This window comes from Bacillus sp. SRB_331 (assembly GCF_003264175.1).
GTDB lineage: Bacteria > Bacillota > Bacilli > Bacillales > Bacillaceae_G > Bacillus_A > Bacillus_A mycoides.
On the sequence record NZ_NADV01000043.1, the window covers coordinates 70,600 to 90,145 of the forward strand.

Genomic DNA, 19,546 nt, shown 5'->3' on the forward strand with positions numbered 1-19,546 from the left:
AATAAAGAAAAAGAGCTGTGCGAAAGCAGCTCTTTTTTGTGTGTAAATAATACCTTGCCGAATTGGCAAGGTATTAAAGTTTTACTTTATTTTGTTTGCTTAGAAGTTGATTCAGTTTCTTTTGCATTGACTGTACTTCTTGTACCTATCATAACTAAATAGCATAGTACAGCAAACAGGCAAGAAATGAAGAGCGAATGTAATAATGCCATTGCTAAACTAGCATTTGTAAATACGACTAAAATCCCTACTATAGCTTGAAGTGTAACAAGGATAAATGAAATAATCCATCCCCAGTATACTACACGCTGCTGCTTGTAATGGCGAATAGCGATAATCATCGCATATAGTATCCAAGCGAAAATTAACATCGCTGCAACTCTATGTCCCATTTGAACCCACTCATGTAGTTGAGTTGGCATAGGTCTATTTTTGCTACATAAAGGGAAGTCTGGACAGGCTAAGGTAGCTCGTTCGTGACGTACTAAAGCTCCTGTGTAGACAACGATATAACTGTAAATTGTTACACCATAAATATGAAATTTCATTTTTTTGTCCATAATAAGTGAACGTGCATCAAATTTCTGATCAATTTCAAAAATAAGACACGTTAACAAGATGACAGAAGCAAATGAAATTAAGGAAATACCGAAATGAATAGCTAATACAGCAGGCATTTGACCCCAAACAACCGCCGCCGCCCCCATTAATGCTTGTGCAACTAAAAATACGAAGGATAAAATTGCTAACGTCTTTGTTTCGCGCACATGTTTATAATATTTCCAGGACAAGATACAAAGAAGAGTAACAAGGATTCCTGCTGATCCAGATGTTAAGCGGTGACTTAGCTCAATAATAGTCTCCATTGATAAATTAGATGGAACAAATTCACCGTTACAAAGAGGCCATGATTTGCCGCATCCTTGGCCTGAACCCGTTTTTGTAACTAAAGCGCCTCCTAGTAAAACTACTAATAAATCGAGACTTGTAATGACTGCTAACCATTTAATAAAGCGTTGCAATCTCTTTCACCATCTTTCTGCTATGAAGTTATTGCGAAATATTTTCATTCCATTATGTATAGAATAAAACGTGCTACAGTCCTATGATATATAAAAAATAATAAAATAGCAAAGAAATGGAGGGCGAGGACAACGTACGTATTATAAAGAAAAAAATGGGATTTAAAATACATATTTTAGGAGGAATTCAGGCTATTTTGAAAAGAAATGGGGAGAATACATGCTAAATATGACAAAATAGTTTATTATAGAAGATAACATCATGTTATGATAAGGATAAATTAGAATAAAGTTTTTTAATGTTCGACACAAAAAGTTCATGTTTTCTTCACAAAATGTTCGGGAAATGTGATTTAATATATTGGAGTATGGGCGTAGATTAGTAGTAGAATGAGTTAACAATATTTCTACTGTAATAATATTGCTATATAGAAGCGAAATATTTCACATGAAATATATGCTTAGAAAGATGATAGGTTTAAGAGGGGGTTAAAGTGATGAACCATGCAACAAGTGAGCTGCATGATGAGTCAGCTGTTTCAATTGTACCGGAAACAACTCGGTTACAAGATTTATCAGCGCTCGTTAAAATGGGGATTGTAAACTCAAATACACTTACTGTATTTACAGGATTTTGGTTGGCTTTACATTTTAATGGATTGAGTGTTATGGACAATCTAGATAAGTTATTTTTCACAATCGTTGGTTCGGCATTAATTATGGCAGGGGTATGTTGTTTAAATAACTACATTGACCGAGATATCGATCCATTAATGGAAAGAACAAAAAACCGTCCAACGGTAACAGGTAAATATAAACCTGGCTTTGCACTTGCATTTGGACTTGTAATTTTACTTCTTGGCTTTGCATTTTTATTACTTACTACACCGATGGCAGTGTTAATCTCATTTATTGGTGCCTTCACATATGTTGTTTTATATACGTTATGGACGAAGAGAAAATATACGTTAAATACTGTTGTAGGTAGTATATCAGGAGCAGTTCCACCTTTAATTGGATGGGCGGCAATTGATCCGTCTTTAAATCATCCAATTGCTTGGATGTTATTTTTAATTATGTTTATTTGGCAAATCCCACATTTCCTCGCATTAGCGATGAAGCGTGTTGATGAATATCGAAATGCAGGAATCCCAATGCTTCCTGTTGTACAGGGATTTGATATTACGAAACGTCAGATTATGATTTGGACAGTATGTTTATTACCACTACCATTTTATATGAGTGGGCTTGGAATAACATTCATGGTAATTGCAACATTGCTTAACATCGGATGGATCGCATTAGGGCTTTATGGCTTCCGTCAGCAAGATGACATCAAGTGGTCCGTAAAAATGTTTGTTTATTCCCTGAATTACTTAACAATCTTATTTGTGTCAATGATTGTAGTTACATTCTTCTAAGACAACGACATGATTGGATTTCTTTACGTTGAGATTTACTTTACTTAACTATAAAGTACAATCTAATTCACAAAGAAAGTGGGGGTTGTTTGTATGAAGAAACAGTGGCGACTGCTTTCGTTCGTTTCACTGCTGGCTTTACTGTTAGGGGGATGCGGTAAAGCTTTTCAGTCTACTTTAATTCCGCAAGGGGAAGTAGCAAAAATGCAATATGATTTGCTCTTGCTAGCGAGTGCAATCATGGTAGGAGTAGTACTTGTAGTTACTATTATTTTCTTATATGTAATTGTGCGTTTCCGACAAAAAAAGGGTGAGGAAGATTATATTCCAGAGCAAGTTGAAGGAAATCACAAACTAGAAATTATATGGACAGTCATTCCGATTATTCTTTTGTTAATCTTGGCTGTTCCGACTGTTACATATACATTCAAGCTTGCTGATGTAAGTGCGATGGAGAAAAAGAATATTGATAAAGATACTATCGTTGTTGATGTAACAGCGAATCTTTATTGGTGGGAATTTTCTTATAAATCAGAAAAAATAGTAACTTCTCAAGATTTAGTTATCCCCACAGGTAAGAAAGTGTATTTGAATTTGAAGGGTGCCGATATTAAACATTCGTTTTGGGTTCCATCTTTAGCTGGGAAAATGGATACAAATACAGATAATGTAAACAAAATGTGGTTAAAGGCAGATAAATCGGGCACTTATAATGGTTTTTGTACAGAATTTTGTGGCCCATCACATTCTTTAATGCAGTTCAAAGTGAAAGCTCTGGATGAAAGCGAGTACAAAAAGTGGCTTGCTGACATGAAGAAGATTGATGGAAAAAAAGAAGTAGCTTCTACAAAGGCGCAAGGGGGTCAAGAAATATTTAATAAAAGCTGTATTGGTTGTCATGCAGTTGGATCAAATGATAGTAGACCACCTTCTGCTCGTATCGCACCGAACTTAGCAAACTTCGCAGATCGCGATATGGTTGCTGGTATTGCCGAAAATAATGAAGAGAACTTAAAAAAATGGCTCAAAGATCCTGAAAATATGAAACCAGGTAATAAAATGACTGGTAAATATGGCAACTTAACGGATGATCAAATTAATGCATTAAATGCATATTTACAAACGTTAAAGATTGAAAAATAAAGAGGGATCATTTGCGAAGGGGAGGTTGAAAACGTGAGTTCTGTAGCAAAAAAACAGGGGATGGGTGCTGTCATATGGGATTATTTAACGACAGTAGACCATAAAAAGATTGCCATTCTCTATTTAATTGCAGGTGGATTGTTTTTTGTAATAGGTGGAATAGAAGCACTATTTATTCGCCTGCAGTTAGCGATTCCTAACAATGCTTTTCTTGTTGGGGATGCTTATAATCAAGTATTAACGATGCACGGTACAACAATGATTTTCCTCGCAGCTATGCCACTCGTGTTTGCATTTATGAACGCCGCTGTACCACTTCAAATTGGAGCACGTGATGTGGCGTTCCCGTTTTTGAATTCGCTCGGATTTTGGTTATTTTTCTTTGGTGGATTATTTTTAAATTTAAGTTGGTTTTTAGGAGGAGCGCCTGATGCAGGGTGGACATCGTATGCATCGTTAGCTTTAGCCTCTAAAGGACATGGTGTTGATTTTTATGTACTCGGCTTGCAAATATCAGGTATTGGTACATTAATTGGAGGTATTAACTTCCTTGTTACAATTATTAATATGCGCGCGCCAGGGATGACGTACATGCGCATGCCGATGTTTACATGGACAACATTTGTAACATCTTCACTTATTTTATTTGCATTTCCACCATTAACTGTAGGATTAGGACTTTTAATGTTAGATCGTTTATTTGGCACAAGTTTCTTTAATCCGGCACTAGGTGGGAATACGATTATATGGGAGCATTTATTCTGGATCTTCGGTCATCCGGAAGTATACATTCTTATACTCCCAGCTTTCGGAATATTCTCAGAAATCTTCGCCACATTTTCGAAAAAACGATTATTCGGTTATTCCTCTATGGTGTTCGCGACAGTATTAATAGGGTTTTTAGGATTTATGGTATGGGCGCATCATATGTTTACTGTTGGTCTTGGGCCTGTTGCAAATGCTATCTTCTCGGTTGCAACAATGGCGATTGCAGTTCCAACGGGTATTAAAATATTTAACTGGCTCTTTACAATGTGGGGTGGAAGTATTAGGTTTACAACACCAATGATGTGGGCGGTAGCTTTTATTCCATCCTTCGTTATGGGTGGAGTTACAGGTGTTATGCTTGCTTCTGCACCAGCTGATTATCAGTTTCATGATAACTATTTCGTAGTAGCACACTTTCATTATGTAATTGTTGGTGGTGTTGTATTTGGTTTACTTGCAGGTGCGCATTATTATTGGCCACTTATGTTTAATAAAGTATTAAATGAAACATTAGGTAAGATAACATTTTGGTTATTCTTTATCGGTTTCCATTTAACATTCTTTATTCAGCATTTCCTTGGATTGATTGGTATGCCACGTCGTTACTACACATATCTTGAGGGCCAAGGGTTGGAAATGGGGAATATGATTAGTTCTATCGGAGCTGTGTTTATGGCTCTTGGAACGATTGTTCTTTTATTCAATGTAATAAAAACAACGGTATCAAAAGAGAAGGCTGGCCGTGATCCATGGGATGGACGTACATTAGAATGGACAATGCCAGCACCTACACCGGAATACAATTTTAAACAATTGCCATTTGTTCGCGGGTTAGATCCGTTTTGGATTGAAAAACGTGAAGGTAATAAAGAGATGACAGCAGCGGAACCGGCCGGTGATATTCATATGCCAAATGCTTCATTTTCACCATTTATCATTTCTCTAGGCTTATTCATAGCAGCATTCGGTGCGATGTATATGCAGGGTGGCAAAGATAAATTTTGGTTATTAGTAGCGATTATCGGTTTAATCATTACGTTTGGTACAATGTTCCTTCGTTCAGTAATTGATGATCATGGATATCATATTCATAAGGAAGATTTAGATGATAAGGGGGGCAAGGCGTAATGCATGTAGATGAGAAATTAACGAATGAAACATTTCCAGCAGAGCCTGAAAAAGCAACCCTTGAGGGGAAAAATAAGTTTGTTGGTTTTTGGTTATTTCTTGGAGGCGAAACAGTGTTGTTCGCTTCCTTATTTGGCACATATTTAGCGTTAAAGAACTCTACAAATGGTGGACCAACATCTCAAGAGATGTTTCAAATGCCACTCGTTTTCATTATGACGATGCTTTTGTTAACAAGTAGTTTAACGAGTGTATACGCAATGTATCATATGAAAAATTTTAACTTTAAGAAAATGCAACTTTGGTTACTTGTAACAGTGTTGCTTGGCTTAGGATTTTTGGGGTTTGAAATATATGAGTTTTATCATTATACGCATGAATTTAAGCATACTATGAGAAGTAGTGCATTTGGTTCTGCATTTTATGCTCTTGTTGGTACACACGGGCTCCACGTGTTGTTTGGATTATGTTGGATTTTAACATTAATCTTTAGAAACGCGAAGAGAGGCTTAAATTTATACAACGCACCAAAGTTTTATGTTGCATCAATTTATTGGCACTTTATTGACGTAGTTTGGGTGTTTATTTTCACTGTAGTATATTTGATGGGAATGGTGGGATAAACAATGGCGGTTAAGCAAACGAATAATCCTAAGGTGGATCTTGTTTATCGGAAGAGAAAAAGTGCAGAGGAAATGAAGCACCAAGTTGTTACATTTTCACTAATGATTTTTTTAACATTAGTTGCATTTGCAGCGGTGGCATATCCGAAAACATTTAGCCCGATTTTTTCGGTTCCATTTATATTATTGTTAGCAGTCATTCAAGTTATATTTCAGTTATATTATTTCATGCATATGAGTCATAAAGGGCATGAAGCGGCGAGTTTCTTCTTGTACTCTGGATTGTTAATTGGTTTATTAACAATATTAGCCTTTATGACAATTGTGTGGATTTAAACAGTGATAGTAGGGGGCTCTGATATATCAAAGCCCTCTTTTTATATGAAATATAAGAATTTTGAAAAGGTAGGTGTGGAAATGGAAAACTTATGGGTATTTGGTTTTCAAGCTTTATGGAGTCCAATTTTTTTATTATTTATGATCTCGATTCTTATTAGTTATTTTTTAATTATTGGACCTTATAGAACGCGATTTGAAAATGCGACGAAGGTAAGTAAGAAGCAAATTTTTTATTTTACGACCGGGATTGTTCTTTTGTATGTTGTAAAGGGAGGACCTATTGATTTAATTGGTCATATCATATTTAGTGCACATATGTTTGAGATGGCAGTAATGTATATTGCGGTGCCTCCGTTATTACTGCTTGGTATACCTGTTTGGTTATATCGTTATATTACTTCTTTTAAGTTCGTTCAAATTGTGATAAAGTTTTTTGCTAAGCCGCTTATTGCATTGTTTGTATTTAATGGCCTGTTTTCCTTTTATCATTTGCCAATTGTTTTTGATGCAGTAAAACAAAGTCAAATAGCGCATCCTATTTGCCTTGCTATATTGTTTTTTGCAGCAATGATGATGTGGTGGCCGATGTTAAATCCACTGCCAGAATATCAAACTTTAAGTGATATTAAGAAGCTTGGTTACATGTTTGCTAATGGTATTTTATTAACGCCAGCTTGTGCGTTAATAATTTTTGCGACTGCACCATTATTTGCAACATATACAGATCCGGCCGCTTGGATGAAGGCAATGGAACTCTGTGTACCGGCGGGTACTTTATCAGATTTAAATATAACTGGACCAGAATTTTTACATTGGATGCCGGTAGTACAAGACCAGCAAACAGGTGGTATTATTATGAAAATTGTCCAGGAAATAGTGTACGGTACGATTATCGGTTATGTGTTCTTTAAATGGGCACGTAGAGAGCGTGAAAAGGATAGAGAGCAGCTGCAAGAGTTACCTCCTTATTTGCAGACGAAATAAAAACTAGCGCATCGTGTTAATGCGCTAGTTTTTTTGTTATTCAATAATTTGAAATTCTTTTAACTCTTTTTCAATATTTTGTAGGAGTTGTTCGCTTTTTTGAAGTACATTCGTTGGGAAAATCTCATCATCGCCATATTCAACGCCATGAGGATAATAATGTTTTCCTAATAAGGGTGGCAATAGTTTTACTTGAGCGTGTCTACCGCCGATGTCACCTTCAACAGCAAATCCTTGTACACGTAAATAATAAATATCCTTTAATATTTCAAATTTATAATCATATGTAACACGTTCGTAATCCCATTGTCCGGCAAGTACAAAATGATTGTTTTCCATAATCTCAGTTAAAAGAGTTAGATCAACGACTGCATCATTAAAGTTTGTATTTGTAAATTGCATAGAATACCTCCTTATTTTAATGTTAGTTCATTATTTTTATAATAGTACGAATAATAAGAAAGTGCAATTCGTATTGCGAGAAAAGGGATAATCCAGACTTTTTTCGTGAAAATATGATATAGTGAAAAGAGTACGGTACACACAAAAAAAGGAAATAAAAGGATTTGTGTATATCTCGATTTTATGCTTTGTTCAGGAGGTATATCGTTTGAAGAAATTATTGCGTATCGTAATGATTACATTTTTAATTTTAGCTGTTGATTTATACGGGAAGTTACTCGTGTCACAATATATATTAACCCCATCTCACTCTAAGCAAGAAAATAAAATTGTGAAAAAGAAGAAGCAAGTAAATGAAGAATCCACAGACACTGTTTTAAATATGATTGGCGGGGACTCTGAGAATTTATTAGCGAAGTGGGGCGAACCATCTCGAATAGAGCCGTCTGCTTATGGATATGAATGGTGGGTGTATAATCAAGATTTATCTCAGTATGTTCAATTTGGAGTTGCTGAACGTAAAGTTGTAACGGCGTATGTTGCTGGTGAGCAAGTTAAGGTGGCTCCCTATTATATAAATGAAAAGTATGAAGAGGTATATAAAAAGAATCCACTTTCACATGAGATTTCATTAAAAAGAGGAAAGAATAGTTATCAATTTGAGTTATCTGATACGGAAGTAATGGAACAACCGCTAGTACCTGTAGAAGATGGATGGGCACAATTATACTTTGATCACTTTACACATGAGCTTGTTGGTCTTCGTTATATGGATGATGAAACGTTATTACGACAAAGACCATATCAACTTGTTTATTCAGGTGAATTAATAGCGGAACAGCCGCTGACGCCAGAAAAAATGAAGCAAGTAGAAAATGGAAATATGCAACAAATTCTCGATTTAACAAATATTATTCGGAGTCGTCATCAATTACCGTTGTTAACATTGGATCAACAAACTGCAGATGTTGCATTTGGCCATAGTAAAGATATGAAGGATAATAATTATTTTTCACACGATTCACCTACTTTTGGTACGTTAGGAGATCGCTTGCAACGTGGTCAAGTGGCTTTTCAACTTGCTGGTGAGAATATAGCGGCGCAACATAGTGATGGAATTGCGGCGGTACAGGGTTGGTTAAATAGTGAGGGGCATAGAAAGAATTTATTAAACGAACAATTTACTGGATTAGGTGTTGGGGTATATGATAAATTTTATACTCAAAACTTTATCCGAAAATAAAATGAAACTTTAATCAGTCGGGGCATCCTTCATTGATTATTAGTCTTCACCAATCGGGCTTTAATTGTCCACAAATAGGAAGATAAAAAGGTGCATGAATCGTCTAAAAATAGGCGAACCATGTGCCTTTTTTTTCTTACAATATAGTAGATATACATGAAGAGGTGAGGATTATGCCAACAACAAAAGGGCCGTTACATCCATCAGTTCAACAGTTTAAAGAGTTTGTAAACCATCACCCTAAAATGGTTCATGAGGTTAGAGGTGGTCAAAAAACTTGGCAGCAATTTTATGAAGAATGGTACTTACTTGGTGAAGAAGATCAAATATGGACAGCATATAGACCTGATGGAGCACCTGCTTTTTCTTCGGTAAAAGAAAATAAAGAAGAAAAAGAAAATCGAACAGAAGAGGAAAAAACTGCGGATGTGATGGGGCAAATGCTTTCTTTCTTTAAAAAGCTAGACGTAGAACAAATGCAACATCATTTAGCAAATGTAACGAGTGCGATTGGTAGCGTGCAACAAGTTATTCAACAATTTCAAGGAAACCGTGCGCAGCAAGAACAAAGTACTTCTGAAAATAATCCTTTTTTCTTTCAAAAGGATTAGGGGGAAAGAGAATGAGAGCAGAGCTTATGGAGTTTATAAAAGCTGATGAGGATTTAGCTCGCTATATTCGGGAACAGCCATACTGGTACCGGAAATTGACGCGTAACCCAGAAGAAAAAGAAGCTTTTGAGTTAGCTGCCATGCAGCATTTCAAAAAAACGATACCAGATAAAGTGGAAAAATTTCAAAATCAATTGGCCGTTGCTTCAATTATGATTGATATGTTCCAGTATATGAAGCAGCAAAATACGACGTAATTGGAAGGGAAAACTATGTCCGTTATGCAAAACTTTTGTTACAATAGAATCGGATTATTTAAAAAAGGAGTTGCAGCATGACGGAAATTTGTTTAGTACGACATGGACAAACTGATTGGAACTTTCAAGAGATTATTCAAGGGCGCGAAGATATTCCACTCAATGAAGTTGGGAAGAAGCAAGCGAGTCAAAGTGCAGCTGCCTTGCAAGCGGAATCGTGGGATATAATTATAAGTAGCCCGTTAATTAGAGCGCAAGAAACAGCTAAGGAAATTGCTGGGGCTATTGGATTACCATCTATTTTATTAGATGAGCGATTTATGGAACGTAATTTTGGGGAAGCTTCTGGGAAACCAGTTGCGGCCGTTAGAGAGTTAATTACAGAAGGTAATGTAGAAGGAATGGAGCAGGATGAAGAAATCGTAGAGCGCTGTTTTACGGCTTTACAACAGGTTGCAGCAGCACATGGAGATAAACGTATTATCATTGTTGCGCATTCACATGCAATAAAAGCTATTTTACACGCAATTGCACCAAATGAAATTACATTTAAAACGCCGTTAAAAAACGCATGTATTAGCTACGTGAAAGAGAATAGCGGGAAATGGGATGTTCTTAAATATAATATTGCGGAGCATATTAGTGTATAAGAGTGCAAGGAGATTGTATGAAAAGTAATTAGAATCATATCTTTCTTTTAGGTGAGACACTTCAATTAGTAGTTCTGTTCCAAATGTGTTATGATGAATACTCGGAGGTGTCTCTCATGATTGTAGCGACGCTGGAAAGCGTATTGATTTTAGATAAGGCAGAGCAGCTTGCAAAAGCGATCATCTGTTCAGATATAGCAGAAGATTACCGTAAGTATTATAAGGATTTACAAGAAGATATAGAAGTCCAGACGCTAATTCAGCAATTTACAGCGATGAAAGAGCGATACGAAGAAGTGCAACGTTTTGGTAAATATCATCCTGATTATACTTTCGTTTCGACGAAAATGAGGGAATTAAAGCGTTCTGTAGATATGCATGATAAGGTTGCAACTTTTAAAAGAGCAGAAACAGCTTTACAGAAGTTATTAGATGAAGTTAGTGTAGCAATTGGTTCTGAGGTATCTTCTTCCGTTAAAGTTCCAACAGGAAATCCGTTTTTTGATGCGGGTGGCTGTGGCGGTGGTTGTGGTACCGGAGGCGGTTGTGGTTGTAAAAAAACGGGGTAATTTACCCCGTTTTTTAGAATATAGAAGAAAACGTATACAGAGTTTGTTCTTTAATGTCATAAATTTATGATTGGTTTTCATAAAATATAAGAATATAAGTTTTTAAAAGGAGAAGATGGAGAAGATTATGTTCGGGCAACGACAAAGTATGATTGTTTATTTACATTCATTGAAACATGCCAAGATTTTAAGGAAATATGGTAACATTCATTACATATCAAAACGTTTGAAATATGCCGTTGTATATTGTGATATGGAACAAATTGAGCATATGATGCAAAAATTGAATAAACTTCCTTTTGTAAAAAAAGTAGAACAGTCGTATCGCCCATTTTTAAAAACGGAATTCGAAAATTCGCGTCCTGATCGGGCAAAAGAATACGATTATAGCTAAGTAAAAAAATCCCCTGCTAAATTTAGCAGGGGATTTTTTACTTGAAATAACGTGTTATTTCATTGGAGGAATGAAATTGTTCATTCGTAAAATACCAATTAGATGATTAAAAAATAGTTCTTTTTCAGGGAAAGTTGTTGATGGTTTTACAGTAAAGGGAGTAACTTTTTTCCCTATTTGTTCCGCCATTTCTTCAAATAAAACGACACGTTTACTTTTTTTATTTTCAAGTACAGGAATGCCTTCACGACATATGTATAATGGTTGGAAATCACCAGTAGTTGTCGGTTTTAGTATTACAACAAGTGAACACACTTTTTTTTCGTTTTTTACAGTTTCGAATTGTAACATATGTGTTACACGTTCTTGGTTTGTTTTGGCAATTTCAAGTAATTCATATAAGTCAGAGTAGCCTTCTCCGAGTTCTATAAAGCGTTGAATCATATTTTTTCCTCCTCTTTCTTTTACTGTACCACCTCACTTTTTAAATGAAAAGTAGACAAATAAAAAAACCCTGCAAAGCAGGGCCCTTCTAATACTAGTATGTACTACTAGTAAGAAGGCAAAGGGAGAGGAGAAACCGGAGGAAGAACTTATGGGGAAACGTAAGTCTTCTCCGCGGTTGGCAACAACATCGAAAATGATGTTGTTATATTTATTTATGTCCAATCTAAAATGAAGATATACATAATGAAATTAAAATTTATGTTAGGCTTTTTATTTTTCTTTTTTTTATTTTATGATAGGATAAAAAAGGTAAAGTGGAACTGATGTACATAGAGGGTTGTTGCTTGCAAATAGTGAAATGGATATGAAAGAAATAGCGAGCGATTATTTTAACTGAGGTTTTCAATTAGTTAAATAACAGATTAATGAAAAAATGTATGAAATAGTATGAATCGGTAGCGGTTACCGAATTGAAATGAATTTGCTGTAATCGCTCTATAGATTGAAATAAAGGTAGTGACAACAGATGAGAGTAGTTTCAGGAAAATGTAAAGGGCACCCACTTAAAGCGGTACCTGGTAATACAACGCGTCCAACGACAGATAAAGTGAAAGAATCTATTTTTAATATGATAGGTCCTTATTATGATGGTGGTATCGCTCTTGATTTATTTGGTGGTAGCGGTGGTCTTGGAATTGAGGCCATAAGTAGAGGGATTGATAAAGCGATTTTTGTTGACCGAGATAGTAAAGCGATAAAAGTCATTCATCAAAATTTAGAAAGCTGTAGACTACAAGAACAAGCTGAAGTGTACCGAAATGATGCAGAGCGTGCGGTAAAGGCGCTTATAAAGCGTGAAATATCATTCGATCTTATACTAATAGACCCTCCATATAAAGCTCAAAAAATTGTGTCTTTAGTTAGTGTAATGGATCAACATGGATTGTTAAATAAAGATGGCATCATTATGGCAGAGCATGGGGATGACGTGGTTTTACCTGATTCTATAGGAGAACTTGTAAAAGTACGGGCAGAAAACTACGGGATTACAGCAATTTCGATTTATAAGTATGAAGGTGAGGGGACAGAATGACAAGTATAGCTATTTCTTCAGGGAGTTTTGATCCAATTACCCTTGGACATTTGGATATTATTAAAAGGGGAGCAAAAGTATTTGATGAAGTATATGTAGTTGTTTTAAACAATTCATCAAAAAAACCATTCTTTTCGGTAGAAGAACGCCTAGAGTTAATTCGAGAGGCGACAAAGGATATTCCGAATGTAAAAGTTGATTCACATAGTGGATTATTGGTGGAATATGCAAAAATGCGTAATGCAAATGCAATATTACGTGGTTTACGAGCAGTTTCTGATTTTGAATATGAGATGCAAATTACTTCAATGAATCGAAAACTAGACGAAAGTATCGAAACTTTCTTCATTATGACAAATAATCAATATTCATTTTTAAGTTCAAGTATTGTGAAAGAAGTTGCGAGATATGGTGGAAGTGTAGTAGACCTTGTTCCTCCGATTGTAGAGCGTGCTTTAAAAGAAAAGTTTAAAACCCCGTTAAAGTGAACGGGGTTTTTCTTTATAAATGCGTAAAAACAATAAGATGACATATAAATATAAACAAAATAAGGTGAAGATTGGTCCGTAGTGTATAAATGATGTCCAAATATCAGTTAGTGTATAAGAATGATTCAATAAAAATACGGGAAGATCTTCTTGCGTAGGCGAGAAAGAATGAAGTTTTTCATAAAATGGTCCCCAAAATATAAAAGTGAAAATAGGAGCGAGAATACTTTGGATAATTCGAGCTAAAAAATATGGTTTAAAGCGGATATCTGTCTCCGCTAATATGCTTGCTACTTGTGCCTGAATAGAAAGACCGCTAAATGCTAAAATGAAGCTTGTTACCATCGCTTGTTGAAGAAGTGTTGATTCATTAATTTGACTAATCATTTGGCTTCCGAGCGTCATTTCAAAAATACCGGATAATATCGGAATACTAAATTGGGATGTAAGTTGGAAGAATGATAAAATATGTTGCATAATAAAAGAAAGCGCTTCTGTAATTTTGAAAACAGTAATCATTTTATTTAAAACAGAGAATAAAATAATAAACCCACCAATCATGAGCAATGTTTGAATAGAAGAAACGATAGCGTCACCGAGTAGTTTTCCGATTGGTCTTTTTTCTTGCATACGTGTTTGGTGGAGGATGGAAAAAGGGTTTTGAAAGGCACGCTTTTGATTCGTATGTTTGTCTTTTATGTAAGTATCGTTATTACCATAAAAGCGCATAAGTAATCCGACGATAAAGTTACTTATATAATGTGCTGCTGCTAATACGAGTCCTAATTTCGGATTATTGAAAAAACCAATAGAAACCGCTCCGAAAATAAAAAGTGGATTAGAAGAATTTGTGAAAGATACGAGTCGTTCCGCTTCAATTTGTGTTAGTTGATTGCTCTTGCGTAGTCTAGCGCTTAATTTGGCGCCAGCGGGGAATCCTGAAGCCATTCCCATTGCCCAAACAAATCCGCCTACCCCTGGAACACGAAACAGTGGACGCATTAGTGGTTCTAATATAACACCGATAAATTTTACAATACCAATACTGATTAGAAGTTCCGCAATGATGAAAAACGGTAGTAGTGAAGGGAATACAACTTCCCACCATATATTTAACCCGCGAATTGAAGCTTGCAAAGCATCTTGGGGGTGAAGTACAAGAGAAAAGGTTAAAAACAACATTGATATGGTAAGAAAAGCAGTTTTCCATTTTTCGTACATGTAAGAAAATCCCCCTTTGTCCCAAAAACGTTCATTTCAGTATACGTGGATATGTGGTGAATTTAGACCATAAGTATGAAAAAGGAATGAAAAAAATTAAAGGGTGAGAAAAATGAAGGAACCAAAAATCGGTTTAGCGCTTGGATCCGGAGGTGCAAAAGGTTTTGCTCACATAGGGGTAATAAAAGTGTTAAGGGAAGCTGGCATCCCTATTCACATGATAGCAGGTAGTAGTATAGGAGCGTTAATTGGTACATTTTATGCAGCGAGTTGTGACGTTGAAAGACTGTATAGATTGGCCGCTGTTTTTAAAAGGAAATATTATTTGGATTTTACAGTTCCTAAAATGGGATTTATTGCTGGAAAACGTATTAAAGATATGATTAAAATGTTTACATATAATAAAAATTTAGAAGAGTTAGATATCCCGACAGCTGTTGTGGCTACTGACATTTTGAAGGGGGAGAAAGTTGTTTTTACAAGTGGTCCGATTGCGGAGGCGGTTCGAGCTAGTATATCTGTACCAGGGGTGTTTGTTCCAGAAAAAATAGATGGCCGCTTATTAGTGGATGGAGGGGTAATTGACCGTATTCCCGTATCGGTTGTAAAAGATTTAGGTGCTGATATTGTTATTGCTGTTGATGTATCTCCAATTAAGGTGAATGGAGAGGTTACATCGATTTATGATGTAATTATGCAAAGTATTGAAATTATGCAACATGAACTTGTGATGAATCGGCAAATAGCATCAGATTTAATGATGCGGCCAGCAGTGGAACAATTTAGTTCGCGTGCTTTTACACATATTGAAGACATTATTAGGGTCGGAGAAGTGGAAGCGGAACAACATATTTCAAACATTTATTTACTAATTGAGCAGTGGAAGGAGAAACATAATGTTTAAGCGTTTTCGGTTTATATATGCAATTTTAATAGGGGTTATATTGGCGATGCTACTTGTTTATGTGCGCTTGCCGTATTATGTGACAAAACCAGGTATGGCCGCGAAATTAGCGCCGTACGTGCAAGTTGACGGTGGAACTAAAGAGTCTGGTGATTTCATGCTTGTCACTGTCTCAATGGGACCTGCTAATGTGGTGAACTTAATAGCCGCGCAATTTAATAAATATACACACGTTTCGAAGGCGGAAGAAATATTGCAAAAAGGCGAGAGTGATGAAGAATATCAATTTCGCCAAAATTATGCAATGAAAGATTCGCAAAATGCAGCAATCTATAATGCTTATAAACGTGCAAATCGCTCTGTTTCTTTTGAAAATAAAGGTGTACTAGTTGCTGGTGTAGCAAAGGGTATGCCGTCAGAGGGAAAGCTTAAGCTTGGAGATGTTATTATAGCTGTCGATGGAAAAATATTCGACAAGACGGAACAATTTATTGAGTATATGACAGGGAAAAAAGAAGGGGACACAGTAAATATTGAATACAAGCGGGGCGGAAAACAGTTTAAAGAAAATTTAAATGTAAAGACGATCCCTAATGGGAATGGACGCGTCGGTATAGGGGTCTCTATCGTTACGGAAAGAGAGTTAGTAGTAGACCCGAAAGTGAAAATCGATTCCCATGAAATCGGCGGTCCATCAGCGGGGTTAATGTTTACACTAGAAATTTATAATCAGCTCGTTGAAGAAGATTTAACAAACGGACATGAAATAGCTGGAACAGGTACAATCAATGATAAAGGAGAAATTGGTCCAATTGGTGGTATTCAGCAAAAAGTAGTAGCTGCTAGTGATGCGGGAGCTGAAGTGTTTTTTGCGCCAAATGAAAAAGGTGTAGAGAAATCGAATTATAAAGATGCTCTTGAAGCTGCGAAAGATATTAAAACGAAGATGAAAATTGTACCGGTGGACACACTGGATGATGCATTAACGTATTTGGAAAAAATGGGTAAAATAAAGTAAACCTCTCTGAAGAAGAGAGGTTTTTCTTATAGGAATTTTTTCGTTATTTCATCATAACGAATTGGATGATGCGTTGCGTCTTGTTTTAGCAGTTGTGTCCGCAAAGGTTCTTGCATTATGGAGAAATATACAGCATTTGATTTTCGTTCTATGTCTAAAGTTGGATGTTCGAATGTTTTTGTATGAGTAAGGATTGGGAGTTCTATTTTTTTCTTATTTCTAGAAAGATAAGTTTGTCCTTTTTGTGACATTCCGAGAAGACGGATATACGGCGCATGTTGCTCTATATTTGCTTTGTGTATTTCTTCCTTCGTTGTATTTGTTAAAATATGTGTACAAGCTCTTTGCAATCTAGTCCATGTATAACGTTTTGTTTTTAATGCTTCCATGAATGAATAGAAAGATGAACTGTTTTGTATTTTTGATAAAATACGATGCTCTAAACCTTCTTCCATTTCATATATATGTTGTAAGTCCTCTGAAGACATCGTCATAAGTTTGTATTTAAAAAATGAAAAGTATTTTTCCCAGTTATGTAACGTCCCGTAGTTTTGCTTGTAGTTTTCTAAAAGAGAAGCAGTCATTTTCGGGATAAAAGGCTCAATAGTTGTAGAGGAACTGTTTTCATTAAATAGCTGTTTGCGAATACTTGTTGCACTTGCAATATGTTGATCGTGAAATGTTTCATCATGATAATGAGAGGCGAATCTTTTTATAGTTTGTGCTTGCATCGAACTGTTTTGTAAGAGAATTGCTTTAATGTACTGTAAGCCTAAAATGTTATTTGGTTGTGACATATCTACGTTTTTTTCGGGTGGTAAGATGTGTAGAAAGGCTTCAGATGTAGCTTTTGCATAACTATTACCTGCATTCATAAATTGCTTCACAAGACGATTAAAAGTCTCTTCTTCATTTTTTTGTATAGCGATGGTATTGTAGAAATTTTCAGCTTGTCCATCTTCACTACCGAAACAAATTTCAGAAACACCAAGGGCGTTTAAAATCGAAATTGCGCCATTTGCGAAAGTTTCGGCCTTTTGTGTTGCGAATGCATAAGGAAGCTCTACAACGAGGTCTACGCCGTTTGTTAAGGCCATTTTGGTACGATACCATTTGGAGATGAGTGCGGGCTCACCACGCTGCAAAAAAGGACCACTCATAACGGCGATAATAATATCAGACTGTGTTAACTTTTTTGTTTGTTGCACATGATAAGCATGACCGTTATGAAAAGGGTTATATTCAACAACAATACCACTGGATTTTATGGTAATCTCTCCTTTCGATGTAGCATCTTTTTGGAAAACGTGATAGTCTATATATTATTTCCTATGATGACTTCATTATAGTGTAAAGAAAAAACATTGACAAATATAAAATGGCTAGCTATAATTTTGTTTGTTGCCTTGAGGTGATATGATATGAAATGGTCCATCCATCAATTGAATAAATTGAGAAATAAAGGATTGACATTAAATGAAATGGTAGATGTAAGTGAGCTAAAAGAGGTCGAGAAAGATATTCGTGAAATTAATCCTGCTCATGTAACAGGAAGAGTTGATTTTGGCTCCGGTAAGTTTACGTTTCATCTACATATAACTGGAAGCATGGTTTTACCATGTTCTCGCTCTTTAGTAGATGTGACATTACCATTTGACATTAAAACAACTGAGGTGTTCCAAACTTCGGAAGAAGAATTTGAAACAGAAGCTGAAATTCATTGTTTAGAAGGAGAAGTACTTGACTTACTGCCCGTAATCAAGGAAAATATACTTTTGGAGATTCCAATGCAAATTTTCAGTGATGATGTTTCTGGTGGAGCACCGATGCAAGGTCAAGACTGGCAAGTGATTTCGGAAGAAAACAAAGAAAAGACTGTTGATCCACGATTAGCAGGACTTGCAAAGTTTTTTGACAAATAATCGGAAGACTGGTTTAGGCCTTCATATGAAAATAACTATTTCTTTTAAGGAGGTGGGAAGAATGGCTGTACCTTTTAGAAGAACTTCTAAAACAGTAAAAAGAAAGCGTCGTACGCATTTCAAATTATCAGTACCTGGTATGGTAGAGTGCCCAAGCTGTGGTGAAGCGAAATTAGCTCACCGTGTATGTAAAGCATGCGGTACTTATAAAGGTAAAGAAGTAATCAGCAAGTAATTGCGGGAAAATAAACGTAGAAGATATCTTCTACGTTTATTTTTTTTTGTCTTATTCTTTATTTGTTGTATTCTATCTTTTCTAGTAACTGCATATGCTTAATAAAAAATGCATAGGGAGGACTAGAGAGATGGCGACAACAAGACAAGATGCTTGGACTGATGATGAAGATTTGCTTCTGGCAGAAGTAGTACTCCGGCATATTCAAGAAGGTGGAACGCAACTTTCTGCCTTTAAAGAAGTGGGGAGACATTTGTCTCGCACACCAGCAGCATGTGGATTTAGGTGGAATTCTTATGTTAGAAAGCAATACAAAGAACGTATTGAAGAAGCAAAGCAACTTCGTAAAGTAGAAAATTATGAAGTGAAAGAGACAAAGGTATTAGAGCCTACATCAATTACATTGAATGATGTTATTGAATTCTTGCGGAATTATAAAGATGAAAGCTCTTTAATGGTGTTGCAACAACAAATTGAATCGTTACAAACAGAGAAAGAACGTCTTCTGGAGCGATTATCAGTATATGAGGAAGAATATAGAACATTACTTGATTATATCGATCAAAAAAGAAGTGTAATGGTAGCGGAAAGAAATGGCGCTCGCTCGAATGGAGAATTAGAAAAATTAAAGAAATAAAAACAGCTGCGTAACAGCTGTTTTTTT

Annotated in this window: 24 protein-coding genes; 19 read left to right on the top strand and 5 right to left on the bottom strand. The window is 35.8% G+C overall.

All coding sequences use genetic code 11. The features are described from left to right. Positions 1-86: 86 nt before the first annotated feature. Positions 87-1,022, bottom strand: coding sequence for a heme A synthase (gene ctaA / locus B5P42_RS24870; protein ID WP_002014781.1), 936 nt, complete (start codon positions 1,020-1,022; stop codon positions 87-89). 497 nt (positions 1,023-1,519) lie between these two features. On the opposite strand from ctaA, the gene cyoE reads away from it, so the two are divergent. The 6 genes from cyoE (at position 1,520) to ctaG (ending at position 7,428) form a co-directional block, all read left to right on the top strand. Beyond that, on the top strand, positions 1,520-2,443 hold the full coding sequence (gene cyoE, locus B5P42_RS24875; RefSeq protein WP_002033731.1) for a heme o synthase: 924 nt from the start codon (positions 1,520-1,522) through the stop codon (positions 2,441-2,443). 93 nt (positions 2,444-2,536) lie between these two features. Then, positions 2,537-3,586, top strand: a complete 1,050-nt coding sequence (gene coxB, locus B5P42_RS24880) for a cytochrome c oxidase subunit II (RefSeq protein ID WP_113735487.1) — start codon at positions 2,537-2,539, stop codon at positions 3,584-3,586. A gap of 60 nt (positions 3,587-3,646) precedes the next feature. After that, a complete protein-coding gene (ctaD, locus tag B5P42_RS24885) occupies positions 3,647-5,482 on the top strand; it encodes a cytochrome c oxidase subunit I (protein ID WP_176126945.1) in 1,836 nt (611 codons plus the stop codon). After that, positions 5,482-6,105: a cytochrome c oxidase subunit III gene (gene ctaE / locus B5P42_RS24890; protein WP_000557861.1), complete on the top strand. Its 624-nt coding sequence runs from the start codon at positions 5,482-5,484 to the stop codon at positions 6,103-6,105. Before ctaD ends, ctaE begins: the two co-directional genes overlap by 1 nt. A 3-nt stretch (positions 6,106-6,108) precedes the next feature. Continuing rightward, positions 6,109-6,441 carry a cytochrome c oxidase subunit IVB gene (ctaF, locus tag B5P42_RS24895; RefSeq protein ID WP_002014776.1) on the top strand — a complete coding sequence of 111 codons (333 nt, stop codon included), beginning with the start codon at positions 6,109-6,111 and terminating at the stop codon, positions 6,439-6,441. An 81-nt stretch (positions 6,442-6,522) separates the two neighbouring features. Then, positions 6,523-7,428 (top strand): cytochrome c oxidase assembly factor CtaG, encoded by a 906-nt coding sequence (gene ctaG, locus B5P42_RS24900; RefSeq protein ID WP_113735526.1) that lies wholly within the window; start codon positions 6,523-6,525, stop codon positions 7,426-7,428. 36 nt (positions 7,429-7,464) lie between these two features. Here ctaG and B5P42_RS24905 read toward each other — a convergent pair whose 3' ends face one another. Next, positions 7,465-7,830 (bottom strand): YugN family protein, encoded by a 366-nt coding sequence (locus B5P42_RS24905; RefSeq protein ID WP_002066906.1) that lies wholly within the window; start codon positions 7,828-7,830, stop codon positions 7,465-7,467. Positions 7,831-8,038: 208 nt separating this feature from the next. Between B5P42_RS24905 and B5P42_RS24910 the strand changes: the two genes are divergently transcribed. The 6 genes from B5P42_RS24910 to B5P42_RS24935 all read left to right on the top strand — a co-directional run bounded on the left by B5P42_RS24910 (position 8,039) and on the right by B5P42_RS24935 (position 11,554). Continuing rightward, entirely contained in the window at positions 8,039-9,073 is a 1,035-nt protein-coding gene (locus tag B5P42_RS24910) for a CAP domain-containing protein (protein WP_113735488.1), read from the top strand. Between the two features lie 173 nt (positions 9,074-9,246). After that, on the top strand, positions 9,247-9,684 hold the full coding sequence (ylbD, locus tag B5P42_RS24915) for a YlbD family protein (RefSeq protein ID WP_002014771.1): 438 nt from the start codon (positions 9,247-9,249) through the stop codon (positions 9,682-9,684). A gap of 11 nt (positions 9,685-9,695) precedes the next feature. Then, complete coding sequence (locus B5P42_RS24920) at positions 9,696-9,941, top strand: YlbE-like family protein (RefSeq protein WP_002014770.1); 246 nt, start codon at positions 9,696-9,698, stop codon at positions 9,939-9,941. 77 nt (positions 9,942-10,018) lie between these two features. Next, complete coding sequence (locus B5P42_RS24925) at positions 10,019-10,591, top strand: histidine phosphatase family protein (protein ID WP_002014767.1); 573 nt, start codon at positions 10,019-10,021, stop codon at positions 10,589-10,591. 116 nt (positions 10,592-10,707) lie between these two features. Next, on the top strand, positions 10,708-11,160 hold the full coding sequence (locus tag B5P42_RS24930) for a YlbF/YmcA family competence regulator (protein WP_002014765.1): 453 nt from the start codon (positions 10,708-10,710) through the stop codon (positions 11,158-11,160). Between the two features lie 127 nt (positions 11,161-11,287). After that, positions 11,288-11,554 carry a YlbG family protein gene (locus B5P42_RS24935; RefSeq protein WP_002088292.1) on the top strand — a complete coding sequence of 89 codons (267 nt, stop codon included), beginning with the start codon at positions 11,288-11,290 and terminating at the stop codon, positions 11,552-11,554. A 54-nt stretch (positions 11,555-11,608) separates the two neighbouring features. On the opposite strand, the gene B5P42_RS24940 is transcribed toward B5P42_RS24935, so the two are convergent. Continuing rightward, a complete protein-coding gene (locus B5P42_RS24940) occupies positions 11,609-11,998 on the bottom strand; it encodes a DUF7147 family protein (protein ID WP_002014762.1) in 390 nt (129 codons plus the stop codon). Positions 11,999-12,527: 529 nt separating this feature from the next. Here B5P42_RS24940 and rsmD point away from each other — a divergent pair. Then, positions 12,528-13,094: a 16S rRNA (guanine(966)-N(2))-methyltransferase RsmD gene (rsmD, locus tag B5P42_RS24945; RefSeq protein ID WP_001266992.1), complete on the top strand. Its 567-nt coding sequence runs from the start codon at positions 12,528-12,530 to the stop codon at positions 13,092-13,094. Then, complete coding sequence (gene coaD / locus B5P42_RS24950) at positions 13,091-13,582, top strand: pantetheine-phosphate adenylyltransferase (protein ID WP_002142952.1); 492 nt, start codon at positions 13,091-13,093, stop codon at positions 13,580-13,582. The genes rsmD and coaD overlap by 4 nt, the downstream gene beginning before the upstream one ends. On the opposite strand, the gene ylbJ is transcribed toward coaD, so the two are convergent. After that, positions 13,574-14,803 carry a sporulation integral membrane protein YlbJ gene (gene ylbJ / locus B5P42_RS24955; protein WP_113735489.1) on the bottom strand — a complete coding sequence of 410 codons (1,230 nt, stop codon included), beginning with the start codon at positions 14,801-14,803 and terminating at the stop codon, positions 13,574-13,576. The genes coaD and ylbJ overlap by 9 nt on opposite strands. A 112-nt stretch (positions 14,804-14,915) precedes the next feature. Here ylbJ and B5P42_RS24960 point away from each other — a divergent pair, with 112 nt between their 5' ends. Together B5P42_RS24960 and B5P42_RS24965 are read left to right on the top strand one after the other, a co-directional pair. Continuing rightward, the gene (locus tag B5P42_RS24960; protein ID WP_002138096.1) at positions 14,916-15,707 is read left to right on the top strand and encodes a patatin-like phospholipase family protein; all 792 of its coding nucleotides are present in this window, start codon (positions 14,916-14,918) and stop codon (positions 15,705-15,707) included. Beyond that, complete coding sequence (locus tag B5P42_RS24965; RefSeq protein WP_016096201.1) at positions 15,700-16,725, top strand: SepM family pheromone-processing serine protease; 1,026 nt, start codon at positions 15,700-15,702, stop codon at positions 16,723-16,725. Before B5P42_RS24960 ends, B5P42_RS24965 begins: the two co-directional genes overlap by 8 nt. Positions 16,726-16,751: 26 nt before the next feature. Here the strand turns inward: B5P42_RS24965 and B5P42_RS24970 are convergent, their stop codons facing one another. Beyond that, positions 16,752-17,993 carry a nucleotidyltransferase gene (locus B5P42_RS24970; protein WP_164081469.1) on the bottom strand — a complete coding sequence of 414 codons (1,242 nt, stop codon included), beginning with the start codon at positions 17,991-17,993 and terminating at the stop codon, positions 16,752-16,754. Positions 17,994-18,146: 153 nt separating this feature from the next. On the opposite strand from B5P42_RS24970, the gene B5P42_RS24975 reads away from it, so the two are divergent. The 3 genes from B5P42_RS24975 (at position 18,147) to B5P42_RS24985 (ending at position 19,519) form a co-directional block, all read left to right on the top strand. Beyond that, entirely contained in the window at positions 18,147-18,647 is a 501-nt protein-coding gene (locus B5P42_RS24975; RefSeq protein WP_002014753.1) for a YceD family protein, read from the top strand. A gap of 61 nt (positions 18,648-18,708) precedes the next feature. After that, on the top strand, positions 18,709-18,882 hold the full coding sequence (gene rpmF / locus B5P42_RS24980) for a 50S ribosomal protein L32 (protein ID WP_001984764.1): 174 nt from the start codon (positions 18,709-18,711) through the stop codon (positions 18,880-18,882). Between the two features lie 130 nt (positions 18,883-19,012). Further along, on the top strand, positions 19,013-19,519 hold the full coding sequence (locus tag B5P42_RS24985) for an RsfA family transcriptional regulator (protein ID WP_002066865.1): 507 nt from the start codon (positions 19,013-19,015) through the stop codon (positions 19,517-19,519). The last annotated feature ends 27 nt before the right edge of the window (positions 19,520-19,546 follow it).

Bases quoted from the DNA above. Each gene is read 5' to 3' on its own strand.
- cyoE (WP_002033731.1), top strand. From the start codon at position 1,520: ATGAACCATGCAACAAGTGAGCTGCATGATGAGTCAGCTGTTTCAATT.
- coxB (WP_113735487.1), top strand. From the start codon at position 2,537: ATGAAGAAACAGTGGCGACTGCTTTCGTTCGTTTCACTGCTGGCTTTA.
- ctaD (WP_176126945.1), top strand. From the start codon at position 3,647: ATGGGTGCTGTCATATGGGATTATTTAACGACAGTAGACCATAAAAAG.
- ctaE (WP_000557861.1), top strand. From the start codon at position 5,482: ATGCATGTAGATGAGAAATTAACGAATGAAACATTTCCAGCAGAGCCT.
- ctaF (WP_002014776.1), top strand. From the start codon at position 6,109: ATGGCGGTTAAGCAAACGAATAATCCTAAGGTGGATCTTGTTTATCGG.
- ctaG (WP_113735526.1), top strand. From the start codon at position 6,523: ATGGAAAACTTATGGGTATTTGGTTTTCAAGCTTTATGGAGTCCAATT.
- B5P42_RS24905 (WP_002066906.1), bottom strand. From the start codon at position 7,830: ATGCAATTTACAAATACAAACTTTAATGATGCAGTCGTTGATCTAACT.
- ylbD (WP_002014771.1), top strand. From the start codon at position 9,247: ATGCCAACAACAAAAGGGCCGTTACATCCATCAGTTCAACAGTTTAAA.
- B5P42_RS24920 (WP_002014770.1), top strand. From the start codon at position 9,696: ATGAGAGCAGAGCTTATGGAGTTTATAAAAGCTGATGAGGATTTAGCT.
- B5P42_RS24925 (WP_002014767.1), top strand. From the start codon at position 10,019: ATGACGGAAATTTGTTTAGTACGACATGGACAAACTGATTGGAACTTT.
- B5P42_RS24930 (WP_002014765.1), top strand. From the start codon at position 10,708: ATGATTGTAGCGACGCTGGAAAGCGTATTGATTTTAGATAAGGCAGAG.
- B5P42_RS24935 (WP_002088292.1), top strand. From the start codon at position 11,288: ATGTTCGGGCAACGACAAAGTATGATTGTTTATTTACATTCATTGAAA.
- B5P42_RS24940 (WP_002014762.1), bottom strand. From the start codon at position 11,998: ATGATTCAACGCTTTATAGAACTCGGAGAAGGCTACTCTGACTTATAT.
- rsmD (WP_001266992.1), top strand. From the start codon at position 12,528: ATGAGAGTAGTTTCAGGAAAATGTAAAGGGCACCCACTTAAAGCGGTA.
- coaD (WP_002142952.1), top strand. From the start codon at position 13,091: ATGACAAGTATAGCTATTTCTTCAGGGAGTTTTGATCCAATTACCCTT.
- ylbJ (WP_113735489.1), bottom strand. From the start codon at position 14,803: ATGTACGAAAAATGGAAAACTGCTTTTCTTACCATATCAATGTTGTTT.
- B5P42_RS24960 (WP_002138096.1), top strand. From the start codon at position 14,916: ATGAAGGAACCAAAAATCGGTTTAGCGCTTGGATCCGGAGGTGCAAAA.
- B5P42_RS24965 (WP_016096201.1), top strand. From the start codon at position 15,700: ATGTTTAAGCGTTTTCGGTTTATATATGCAATTTTAATAGGGGTTATA.
- B5P42_RS24975 (WP_002014753.1), top strand. From the start codon at position 18,147: ATGAAATGGTCCATCCATCAATTGAATAAATTGAGAAATAAAGGATTG.
- rpmF (WP_001984764.1), top strand. From the start codon at position 18,709: ATGGCTGTACCTTTTAGAAGAACTTCTAAAACAGTAAAAAGAAAGCGT.
- B5P42_RS24985 (WP_002066865.1), top strand. From the start codon at position 19,013: ATGGCGACAACAAGACAAGATGCTTGGACTGATGATGAAGATTTGCTT.